Here is a 12,137-nt window from a genome sequence, read left to right on the forward strand (position 1 = left end):
CTAGCCAACTGTTTAGCGTCCGTTTGAGTAACTTGTTATGTGATTTTTTTAGATAAATCATTAAGGTATGCTAGAAATTCACCGCTAGTGTTTCTTACGTGTACATGATCAATAAATTGTTGGCGCTGTTTATCATTTGGCAACTTTGCTGCCAATACATGTGATAAGTAGAATAATGAAATACCATTGTAAGATGAACCACCACTAGCATCAGCGTCACTAGCTCGAATCAAAATATTCTCTTGGTTCTCTTTTAATAAACTTAAAAATTCAGCAATATTTTCGATATTAAAAAACTCAGCGAACCTCACATCATAAGAAGTTGTTTCATAAGTGGCTTCTTTTACATGGGAAATATTGGCTAGCTTAATAAGTTGTTGATCAAGAGATTTAATATACTCGTTATTGTTTACCAGTTCAGTAATGCTAACTTTATCAATTTCAATTAATTCAGGTGAATTATGTATCTCTTTTTCCACTTCACTTTCATAATTAGAGAGCCTATTTCTTATATTCTCAAACTCAATATCTGCTAGTTCTAGCAAGCCAGCCAATCTAGAAAACTGTCTTCTCGCACTTTTGGGAACTTCAATTTTAGATTTATAGCCAATATCATGCTCAATTTCAGCCCATGTATGTTGCAATATTGACCTAATTTGAATTTCAAATTGAAATTCGCTAAACCTACTATATTCTTTCAGCTCTTTACGTTGTTGATTCAGAGACACAACATAGTGAAGTGACAAATACCCAAATCGGTCAGGGTCTAAAGCAGCTCTTTTATCAATACTATTATCTGCATCTATCTCAAATTCGTTTTCAATTAACTCTGCGATTCTATCTACTTCATCTGAATATAGTGAAATAACTCTCAAGCCAATAATATCTGTGATTTCAGAAATATGACTATATTTAGATTTTTTACTAATTTTTTTAGATAGGCTATCTCTATCTTTTACTCTAGAAGTAATTGAGTGCGGTTCTATCTCGGCAGAATGTATGAGCATTGTAATTAGAGCTTTCATAGATGAAGCGAATTCATCTGCATTAGCTTGAAGGCTATCAAATTGCTTTAAAATGTCATTTTTATGCATCTAAATCAGGATTCCATTGTAATCACATAACGCCCCATTAAGGGGAAATTTATAGTTGGCTAAAATTACGAGCGAAGCGAGAAAAGCCAACTGTAAATTTTCCCGCTTTAATGGCTTGTTATACGAATTATCTCGCGACCTGTTCAAAGAGCCACAACAGCTCATATTTTGCCAATGACTTTAAAATAATTATTAGGTAAATATTAAGCCAAAATAATAAGGGAATCACAATTGCACTAGATGCGATAGCTACACCCGAACCGAAACGAGTCGAAACTTTAGGGTATAAAGTTCTGAAGCCAAACACTAGAAGAGCTAAAACCCCAATAAAAATAGATGCTGACATTGAATAAGCCACTATCGTAGCAAATTGGTTATCGGTTGTGAGACCGTCCAAAGCCAGTAAACTAATTGCGGTTACTGATGCGACTGACCCCGCAATATGCAATGCTTCAATAGGTTTGATTTTATCCATACTCTCGATTCGTATAACAGCTTATTCAAAGGAGCTAAACCCGCAAGTTGTAGACATAAAATCCTTTGATTTTTTAATACTTTAAGTTTAACTCTGTATCTAAATGTAAATCAAGGGATTTATATTTGTTGTTTTTTTGTTGTTGTAAAATACAAGAAATAATCCCGCGAGTTGTTGAAAAAAACTAAATACAACCACTGTTTGTATATACAGTACCAGCTAGAGCAGATTATGGCTTCTATATTTTTAGAATCAATCCGTGACTTTATGATAACGCGTCGTTATGCCAAGCGTACTATAGACACTTATCAATATTGGATAAAATTTTATATTTTATACCATGGTAAAAAACATCCGGCGCAATTGGCAGAGTCGGAGGTTGAGCAATTCTTATCTTATTTAAGTAATCAGCGTAATGTTGCAATGAAAACTCAGGCAACGGCTTTAAATGCTTTGGTATTTTTATACCGTCATATTATTAGTCGACCGTTATCACTTGAAATGAATTTTAATAAATCACTCGTGCCACCTAAATTACCTGTAGTACTGACCCGTGAAGAAATGCAGCGCTTATTATTGGCAATGGATCCTAAGTATAAACTTATCGCTCAGATACTTTACGGTAGTGGTCTACGTTTAATGGAAGCTGTAAGGCTACGGGTAAAAGATGTCGATTATGGCTATGTCTCATTAATGATTTGGCAGGGCAAAGGCAATAAAAACCGCAGAGTAACATTAGCACTCGAACTACTGCCGTTGTTGCGCAGCCAAAGTCACTTGGTAAATGACTACTGGCATCGAGATAAACAAGCAACAGACTATGCCGGTGTCTGGCTTGCGAATGCATTAGCTAGAAAATACCCAGCGGCTCCTTATGAAATGAGCTGGCAATATTTGTTTCCTTCTGCCCAGTTAAGCATGGACCCAGAAAGTAAAAAGCTGCGTCGCCACCATATTGATGAAACAACAGTTCGTAAAGCAATTAAACAGGCAGCAAAGCTGGCAAAAATTCAAAAAAATGTTACCTGCCATACACCACGGCACTCGTTCGCTACCCACTTACTTGAATCTGGTGCAGATATACGCACTGTGCAAGAACAACTCGGCCATAGCGATGTTCGCACCACGCAAATATATACGCATGTTTTACAACAAGGCGCGAACGGGGTAATTAGCCCACTAAGTAAAATATTATAAAGTATTAATTTAAAAGACTTTTATCTAATCTAATAAGCTTTAAATTGCGCTATAACTTGGGGGCAATGCAATAAAAGCACTTTTACCAAAAGGGGCTAACGTATGTTAGCCCCTTTTGTGTGTTTTATTTACAGTGTGTTATTCAGTAACAACAAACCATAGCCAGCGAGTTGCTCGCCATTGAGGTCGTGTTGCCAGTTAGGTGTTAACCCATCGCGTTTAATACTACTGATGGTTTGTGGGTTAGCGGTTAAGTTAAGCACAAACATACTTTTACTGCCGTTTAACTCGCGGGTTATTTCGACAAGGCCATTGTTATGCTGTGTTAATTCATAACTGCCTTTAATACCCAGCTCTGGGCGCTGTTTTTTTAGTGCGATTAAGTGCTGATATAAACGCCACAGTGAATCAGATTGGGCTTGTTGCGTTTTTACATTGCGATCAGCAGCATTAATTTGCTGTGCTAAATATTCAGGCCACCACTGGGTGTAGTTATCACCAAACAGTTCAGCCTGCTCAACCCAACTTGTTTTAGCTTGAGTAAAGCCAGCTTGATTGCTGTTATTCCACTGCATTGGCGCGCGTTTATACACATCATGACCTGTGCCACCTTGTGTTAGGCCAATTTCTTCACCGTAATAAATATACGGCGTGCCAGGAGAGCTAAATAACATGGCGGCGGCAAGTTTTGCCTTATCGTCGTGCTCTGCAAGTTGATAAGCCACACGTTCTTGGTCGTGATTAGTTAAAAACGGTGCAAAAAAATCAAGCGGTGCAGTTGAATCAATACGCTGTTGTAAATTTTGTTTGAGCACATTGGCATCAACTTTACTGACTTGTTGATTAGATTGCATGGTGCCAAATTGCGCTTCACCACTGGCATCGGGTTTTAATAAGCCCAATATTTTATAGCCTACTTCAAAATCAAAGCCTTGATCGAGGCCTTTACCTTCGCCAAAGTATTTTGCCGCAACGGGAATGTCAGCCCATGCTTCACCTACTAAGTACGCCTCTGGATCAACGCTTTTTACGTATTGGTTAAAATGCTGCCAATATGCAATGGTTTCGTCGGTATCGGCTTGCGCATCTGCGCCACCTTCCATTGCAAAACGAACTGCGTCTAATCTAAACCCTGCAACGCCTTTATCAAGCCAAAACTTAGCCATTTTTTCCATTTCGGCAACAACATCAGGGTGGCGTAAATTCAAGTCTGGTTGGCTCGCTCCAAACGCACCATAGTAATACTGCTGACGTGTTTCATTCCAATGCCATACAGCATCTGGTTGGTCGTTATTACTCCATGCGTGGCCCCAGCCACTTCCGGCTTTTGGCATATCGTCGCGCCAAATAAAGTAATCTGCATAAGGGGCTTGTTGTTTTGCTGAACGCTGAAACCATTCATGGTTACTTGATATATGGTTTATAACTAAATCAAGTATGACTTTCATGCCTTTGTCGTCAGCAGCTTTTATAAAGGCTTCAAACTCGGCCATGCTGCCGTAGTCGTTTTCTACTTGGTAAAATTCAGTAAAATCATAGCCATGATACGACGGTGCTTCAAACATTGGGGTTAACCACAGCGCATTTACGCCGAGCTCTTCTAGATACGGGAGCTTTTGGGTCATACCATCAAAATCGCCATGGCCATCAGCATCGCTGTCGTAAAAACTGCGGGGCCAAATTTGGTAAAAAATGGCGCTTTCCCACCATGAGTTTGCTTGTTGTTCAGTATTTAGTGGCGATGTTTCGGTGTTATTCGTGTAGTTATCTAATGATGGTGCGCTTTGGCAGCCTGTTAGCATGATTGCTAACGCTAATGCGCTCAAGGTAAATGTTTTCATTTCAGCCTCGTTATTATTGTAATAAATAACATAGCCGTATTTTACTGCGGCTATGTTAGTTAGTTTGCGGTTATTTTAGTGCTTTAGTTACCACCGGGTAATGATCCCATACCTGCTTGTCACTTAGTGAGCGCACTAGCTTAACGTATTCCGCATGTGTCCACGCCAATGGTGTGGCCGAGTTTGTACCCTCGCCTAACGTGTAACCGGCTTTATTAATGCCTACACCATCCCATACTTGTTCAGGTAACATCATGCCTTGGTTGGCAAATTGCTCTAAGCCTTTTACATAACTATTTTTAATAGCCTGCTGTTTTGTTGCATCTAAACTATTATTGGCATTTGCTGCGGCAATTTCGTAATGACCTCGTTCACCGGTAAAAAATGGCCAAACTCGCCCACGTTGCCCTGGGCTATTTTTTCCACCTTGCGCATAGTTAGCGCCTGTTACTTCGTCTTCACCGTATCCGTCATTACCATAGCGGCGGTAGCCTGCGAATGTGCCGCTGCCGTCAGTAAACTTAAAGCTGTATTTAACTTGTAGGTTATCGGTTAGGGTTTCGTCATCATATTCTGGCAGTGTTTTTACTATGCTAGGCGCTAGCGCATCACGTACGCCATAGCGAACGAGTTCTAAAAATCCACCATCGAGTATTTGCTTTTTATTAAAGCCTTCACGGCCATTATTAGCGTTAATTTTAGTATTTGAATTGGCGTCTTTATCTTGACCAATACGAATAAAATATTCACCATCTGAGGCACTCGACTGTAAATTACCAGTCGTTGTAAACATTAATTTTTCAATATCATTGTTATAACGCTTTGCTGTATTTAGGTAACGTGTTGCATTGGCATCATCTCCAGCTAGTTTAGCGATATCGGCTGCAGTAATTAAACCAGCAACAACCGCGGCGGTGGTTGATGGCGAATACCCTTCTTGCTCTTCCCAACGTTCTTGCTGAGTGGCTGGCGGCGTTATTTGTGTGTCGTTCCACAGAATGTTTGCACGACCACCCTCAACTAAAAAGTCTGCCGCGGGCTTTAACATACGGCTATACCAATCGCTGAGCTCTGCATCACTTAATACACCTGCCTGATGGAGTTTCCAAGCAAGCATGAGTGGCATTGCAGTTTGGTCTAGCTGTACGCCTACCCATTCTAGTTCACCATCAACATGTGTTTTTTGTAAAAACCACCCTGTATCGCCTTTATTGCCAGGGGTTTTGCTGTTTACTTGAACTTTTTCAAGGTATTCGAATGCGGTTTTAGCGGTCGCATTATCGCCCATGGCCATAAACGCCATGGCAACTTGATAAAAGTCGCGCACCCATACCGCTTTATAACCAGTAGAACCTGTTTTAGCCGATACGGTTTCGCCCCATGGGTTAGATAATGAGGCAATAAGTGCGCCTGCATGAGTTTTATCTTCTTGCGCTTTAAGAACCATAGCACTGGTGTAAAGTAACTTGCCGTTATCTGCGGTTTGTTCGCTCATGTTATTTAGCGGTGCAAGGCTTTGCAGGTAGTCTTGCCAGCCAAGCGCTTCACCTTTACCGTTGTAATTATCAAGCACCGCTTGGTAACCTTTGGCTAACGTAGCTTGGCCTTGTTTAAAGCTGGTTTGTTCGCTATTACCAAAGCTTAGGGTTAAATCGAACTGGCTGTTTTCACCAATTTCACCCAGCTCTGCTAGTAGGCTAACATTACCCGATTGTTCACCGGTATTTTTATAAACCTGAGTAAGCTGCTGAGTTGTTTTCAGCTGATTTAAACCATCGCTCACACCTGTAAAACCAACACTTGTTTGTTTAAATGGCTGCGCACCTTGCAATGAAAGGTAGCTGTTGTCTTGCCATGCCAGTAGCCCTTGTTCTGTAGTTTTAGCAAAATCATCAAGGCCGTTATTATCAACATACGGGTTAACGGTTACGTATGCCTTAACACCTTCAAGCTCGGTATTAAAAATACTGCGTACAAATAAGCTTTGCCCATCAGGATCGGTAAATATGTGTTTTTCGAGGCTAAAGCGGCCTTGCTTATCTTTGCTTACTACTTTGTAAGCTAATGATAACGGGCGGCCTTTATCGTCTTTGTATAAGTAGTCAATGGTAACGTCTAAATCGTCAGCTTCTGTGACTGTAAAATCTTTTCCTGCTACAACAAATTGCATGTCTTTAATTTGCGCTTGGTGAATAAGCCCAAACATTGTTTCGGTGATCATACCTTTAGCAATTGAAAACCATACTTTTGAAACCGCCCCTGTAGGGGCCTCATCACTGTAATGGCCATTTTGATATTGCTCAAAAGATGTGCCAATACCGGTTTTACCTGCATAAGCCCAAAATGGCTCTGCCCCAGGGGCTCCCGGTGCCGACACCTGCATTACAGCGCTGTTTGATGGCTCTTGCTGCGCGCCACAAGCTGTTAAACCAAGCATTAATAAACTGGTGGTAATTGTATTTAATTTTTTCATTTTAAAGCCTTAATTAATTTCAGTTTACTCGTTACTTTACTGAGTGTGCTTAACACGCAATACCGCAACCGCTGCAAGTACAAACGACACAGCGCCCAGTACTAATGCGTAAATAGGTTGGTTTTCAAAAAAGTGGCGTAATATTAATCCCAGTACGCTGGCGGCTAATAATTGTGGGATCACAATGAAAAAGTTGAAAATGCCCATGTAAACGCCCATTTTATGGCTCGGTACTGAAGTACTTAACATTGCATAAGGCAGTGATAAAATGGACGCCCACGCAAAGCCTACGCCTATCATTGGCCAAATAAGTAAACTTGGATCTTTTATAAACATAAAGCTCGCTAGGCCCAACGCACCTATAATAAGGTTAAGTGCATGTGCTACTTTTAATCCCACGCGTTTAACGATGATCGGGATACATAAAGCAGCAATCGCGGCAAAGCCGTTGTAAGCGGCGAATAATATACCCACCCAATCCGCACCGTTGTTGTACGCTAACGAGCTGGTGTCGGTACTACCGTAATGAAAGCTAGTAACCGCTGAGGTGCTGTAAATCCACATAGCAAATAACGCAAACCAACTAAAAAATTGTACCCATGCCAATTGCTTCATCGCCTCAGGCATAGTGAATACATCATTCACTACATTATAAAAACCGCCGCTAGTGTGCTGTTTAGCTTTTAATGCCGCTGCAATAAATTGAATAACACCAAAACTAACTAACCCAGCAGCCAGCAAGTAAAGTTCTTTTTCCAGATCCAGCCCTAATACCGTGGCTAAAACAAGCAAACCTAAGCCGCTAAAAATAACGCCGCCTTTGGTAAAATTAACGCTATTAGTAATATTGGTTTGTGTTGTTTGTGATTCTTGTTGATTAAATTGTGCAAGCTGCTCAGGTGAGTACTCTTTTGTGGTGACAATAGTCCAGCCAACTGCAATAAATAAAATAACCCCACCAAAGTAAAACGAATACTTTACAGAATCAGGAATTTGACCAATCGGTGCAGTATTAGCAATATCAAACCAGTTGGTCATCATCCAAGGCAGTGCTGATGCAACCACCGCTCCCACACCTATAAAAAAGCTTTGCATGGCATAGCCTGTGGCGCGCTGCTTGTTTGGCAAGTTGTCGCCTACTAAAGCACGAAACGGTTCCATGGTAACGTTAATTGAGGCATCCATAATCCACAGCATACCCGCAGCAATCCAAAGCGTGGGAGAATTTGGCATAATAAAAAGCGATAACGTGGTTAATATAGCGCCGTATAAAAAGAAAGGACGACGGCGGCCTAATTTGCCCCAAGTTTTATCACTCCAATAACCAATAATTGGTTGCACAATTAAGCCCGTGAGCGGCGCTGCAACCCATAAAATAGGAATATCGTCGACATTAGCGCCAAGTGTTTGAAATATACGGCTTACGTTACCGTTTTGCAGTGCAAAGCCAAATTGAATGCCTAAAAAGCCAAAGCACATATTCCATATTTGCCAAAAGCTTAAGGTTGGTTTGTTGTTATAATTCATGATCAGCCTTATTTGTTAAAACGGCACTGCTGAGTGCATCAAGGGTCAGCGTAAAGGTTGTACTTTGTTTATCATCGCTCACCAAAATACTGCTATGCGACTCTAGTAGGTCGTATAGCGTGGAGTTTGGTTTGAGAATGGTTGCTTGATTCGGCGTGAGCGTAATAGTGACTGTTTGCGCTTGCTGGCTAAAGTTGCTCAGCACCCATAATGATTGCTGCCCTAGGGTGCGTACAAAACCCACCACTCTATCACTGCCTGTTACCATCAAGGGTGCCATATCACCGGCAACAACAGCAGGTAAACCATTAAGTGCCATAATTGCGATATAGTATTGACGTAACTGTGCCTGCTCGGGAGTTAAATTTGCGCCATCAAACTTGCCATTATTCATCCATGCTTGGTGCGCTGGTACGCCAATGTAATCAAAAATACTAGTGCGTGTAGGCGAACCAAAGCCTGCGTTTTCAGATCCATCTTCACCTACGTCTTGACCAAAATAAAGCAAGGTTGGCGAACGACTAATTAAGTTAGAAACCACCATAGCCGGTTTACCCCATGCAGCGTTGCCAGCAAAGTCAGGACTTGCGATACGTTGTTCGTCATGGTTTTCTAAAAAGTGCAGCATGTGCTGTTCAATGTCTGCCACTTCAGCTTGTGCTTTAAATAACGTGTTAGCGGGTTGCTTACCTTGCATAATCCCTTTTAGGGTGTCGTAAAAACCGACTTTGTCATACAAGTAATCCATTTTACCTTGGTGAATATAGGTGCGGTACATCAACGGGTTATATACTTCGGCGAGTAAAAACGCATCGGGTTTATGTGTTTTTATTGATGAATTTAAAAAGCTCCAAAATTCAACGGGTACCATTTCAGCCATATCATAGCGAAAGCCATCAACTCCTTTATCTAGCCAAAAAAGGGCAATATTTCTAAATTTATACCAACTATTTGGCAGTTCTTTATCTTGCCAAAATTCATAATGTGCACGGTAATCTTGGTTTTCAAGCGACTTAGGTAAAGTTGGAAAGTCTAGGCTGCCATCGGGTTTAACACCGTAGTTAACTTTTACCGTTTCGTACCAGTCGTTTATATCAGGCTTTGGAGCACGTGCACCATTGCCAGTCCATTTTGCTGGGATTTCACTAAATTGACCATCGGCTAAAGGGTGTTTGTTGCCACCTAACACTTGGTAGCTGTCGCTTGTTGGTACTTTAAATGATTCACCCGGTACATAGTAAAAATTATTATTTTTAGCATACGCCTTGCTAGTATCATCGTCTTCACCAAAGTCTTTCACGCCGTTAGGCTTAGCGATTGAGTGATAATCTCGAGCCACATGATTAGGTACAATATCAATAATTACTTTCATGTCGTGCTCGTGAGTACGCTCAATTAGCGCGCTGAATTCTTCGAGTCTATTGGTAACATTAATAGCCAAATCAGGGTTTACATCGTAATAATCTTTTATTGCGTAAGGCGAACCTGCACGCCCTTTTACCACATCAGGATCATCTTGTTTTATACCGTACTCAGTGTAATCACCCACCAAGGCATGATGCAAAACGCCGGTGTACCACACATGCGTAGTACCTAGCTCTTTAATGCCTTTTAATGCCGCGTCGTTAAAATCAGCAAACTTACCAACTCCATTTTGCTCTTTGGTTCCCCATGGCACATTAGCGGTTTGGGTGTTACCAAATAAACGAGTAAATACTTGATATACCACAGGCTTAACTGGGTCTGTTTGCTTAACTAACAAATCTGTTTTTGTTTCTTTGTCATCACTGCAACCGTGCACCAGCAATGCGCTGCATATAAGCAACGGCGTGTAAAATCTTTTTTTCATTGTGTGTGTCATTTTTATTTCAGTGTTGTTATAGGTTTATACTAAAGCTAAGTAAGGCTTGGTTACAGTTGCTGCATACGTATTCACAGCCATATTCAGTGACAATTAACCCGCAACTAAAGCACCACGTCACGCCACTTAGTTTGTTTTTAACTTAGCTAAAAACTCTTTATGAGTAGGTAATTTATCTACCGTTGAATTTATTAGGGTTTTTAACGTTGCGAATAAATCCGTTAGTTGTTCACTGCTTAATGAATCAACAATACTGTTATAGTCATCTGGTATTAGGCCTTGACCTATAAATACTTGCTGCCAAGCTACTTCTGCAAATAACTGGTCGTTTTCGCGCACTACTTTGCCCGTTTGTTTAAATAAATCCATTTTATGCGCTAACGATTGAGGAATTTCCATTTGCTTACATTGACGCCAAAATGGGGTGTCTTCTCGCTCAGTTAATTTATAGTGCAAAATAATGAAGTCACGAATATGCTCGATTTCACTGGTGCTTTGCTTATTAAATTCAGTTACTAACGCATCACTAACCCCATTATGAGGAAACAACTTAATTAAACGTGTGACCGCACTTTGTATTAAGTGAATACTAGTAGACTCTAAGGGCTCTAAAAATCCACTAGAGAGCCCTACTGCGACTACATTTTTATGCCACTGCTTTAAACGTCGACCTGTTTTAAATTTAATTAAACGCGGGCTTGTTGTTGGCTCACCCGGTAAGTTATTTAATAAAAGTGCGGTTGCTGACTCATCCGATAAATAGCGGCTGCAATACACTAAGCCATTACCTGTTCGGTTTTGTAGCGGAATTTGCCACTGCCAGCCTGCGTCATGTGCTATTGATCGCGTATATGGCTTTAATTCGTTGCTGCCTGTTGATTGCACTGCAACAGCACTATCGCAAGGTAAATAATGCGACCAATCAACAAACCCCGTATTGAGAGTTTGCTCAATTAAAAGTGCGCGCTGGCCAGTGCAATCTATAAATAAATCCCCTTGGATTTGGCTATTATCGTCAAGTGTTAAGTTGGAGATATTACCTGTCTCAGGGCATTGATTAACGCGTTCTATTTTTGCATCAATGTGTTTAACGCCGCGTGATAATGCAAGATTTTTTAAATATTCAGCATATAAAGTGGCGTCAAAATGAAAAGCATAACTAAGTCCTGGTAATTGAGTATTAGGAATAGTATTTAGTAGCGTAAATTTGTGCTGTTTAGCGGCTTGATAGTTAAGAGAAAAATCCCATAAAGAATCCTCGCTGCCATTAATGTGTCCTTTTACCCAAAAATTATAAAAGTCACAAAAGGGAAAATCTTTACCAAACGAGCCAAATGCATGCATGTAGCTATGCCCTGGTGTTTTCCAATTTTCGAACTCTATACCTAGTTTGATAGACGCATTAGTAGCATTTATAAAATCTTGCTCATTAATACCGAGCGCATTATTAAGCCCAATAATAGGAGGAATAGTGGCCTCTCCCACACCTATAGTAACAATACTACTTGATTCAATAAGGGTAATATTAATTACTTTACCTAACACTTTATTAAGTAGTGCTGCGGTTATCCAACCAGCTGTTCCACCGCCTGCAATGACTACGTGTTTTATTGGTTTCATATTATTGCTCACGTTGTTAAATCAGAATTTAAAAAGTTTGATAAAACTT

The 12,137-nt window shown here is 40.6% G+C and carries 8 protein-coding genes; 1 reads left to right on the forward strand and 7 read right to left on the reverse strand.

Going from position 1 to position 12,137, the window contains the following annotated elements; translation table 11 throughout:
• Positions 1–35: 35 nt before the first annotated feature.
• Together ACZ5WS_RS12480 and ACZ5WS_RS12485 are read right to left on the reverse strand one after the other, a co-directional pair.
• The gene (locus ACZ5WS_RS12480) at positions 36–1,094 is read right to left on the reverse strand and encodes a GTP pyrophosphokinase (RefSeq protein ID WP_464708797.1); all 1,059 of its coding nucleotides are present in this window, start codon (positions 1,092–1,094) and stop codon (positions 36–38) included.
• A gap of 127 nt (positions 1,095–1,221) precedes the next feature.
• Entirely contained in the window at positions 1,222–1,569 is a 348-nt protein-coding gene (locus tag ACZ5WS_RS12485) for a hypothetical protein (protein WP_464708799.1), read from the reverse strand.
• A 231-nt stretch (positions 1,570–1,800) separates the two neighbouring features.
• On the opposite strand from ACZ5WS_RS12485, the gene ACZ5WS_RS12490 reads away from it, so the two are divergent.
• A complete protein-coding gene (locus ACZ5WS_RS12490) occupies positions 1,801–2,766 on the forward strand; it encodes an integron integrase (RefSeq protein ID WP_464708801.1) in 966 nt (321 codons plus the stop codon).
• 128 nt (positions 2,767–2,894) lie between these two features.
• Here ACZ5WS_RS12490 and ACZ5WS_RS12495 read toward each other — a convergent pair whose 3' ends face one another.
• From ACZ5WS_RS12495 to ACZ5WS_RS12515, 5 genes are all read right to left on the reverse strand, one after another.
• On the reverse strand, positions 2,895–4,607 hold the full coding sequence (locus ACZ5WS_RS12495) for an alpha-amylase family glycosyl hydrolase (RefSeq protein ID WP_464708803.1): 1,713 nt from the start codon (positions 4,605–4,607) through the stop codon (positions 2,895–2,897).
• A 70-nt stretch (positions 4,608–4,677) separates the two neighbouring features.
• Positions 4,678–7,080, reverse strand: coding sequence for a glycoside hydrolase family 15 protein (locus ACZ5WS_RS12500; protein WP_464708805.1), 2,403 nt, complete (start codon positions 7,078–7,080; stop codon positions 4,678–4,680).
• 36 nt (positions 7,081–7,116) lie between these two features.
• Complete coding sequence (locus ACZ5WS_RS12505) at positions 7,117–8,607, reverse strand: MFS transporter (RefSeq protein ID WP_464708807.1); 1,491 nt, start codon at positions 8,605–8,607, stop codon at positions 7,117–7,119.
• On the reverse strand, positions 8,597–10,456 hold the full coding sequence (locus ACZ5WS_RS12510; protein WP_464708809.1) for an alpha-amylase family protein: 1,860 nt from the start codon (positions 10,454–10,456) through the stop codon (positions 8,597–8,599). The genes ACZ5WS_RS12505 and ACZ5WS_RS12510 overlap by 11 nt, the downstream gene beginning before the upstream one ends.
• Positions 10,457–10,594: 138 nt before the next feature.
• Positions 10,595–12,088: a tryptophan halogenase family protein gene (locus tag ACZ5WS_RS12515; RefSeq protein ID WP_464708811.1), complete on the reverse strand. Its 1,494-nt coding sequence runs from the start codon at positions 12,086–12,088 to the stop codon at positions 10,595–10,597.
• Between the last annotated feature and the right edge of the window lie 49 nt (positions 12,089–12,137).

This window comes from Pseudoalteromonas sp. 11L1, from assembly GCF_055397545.1.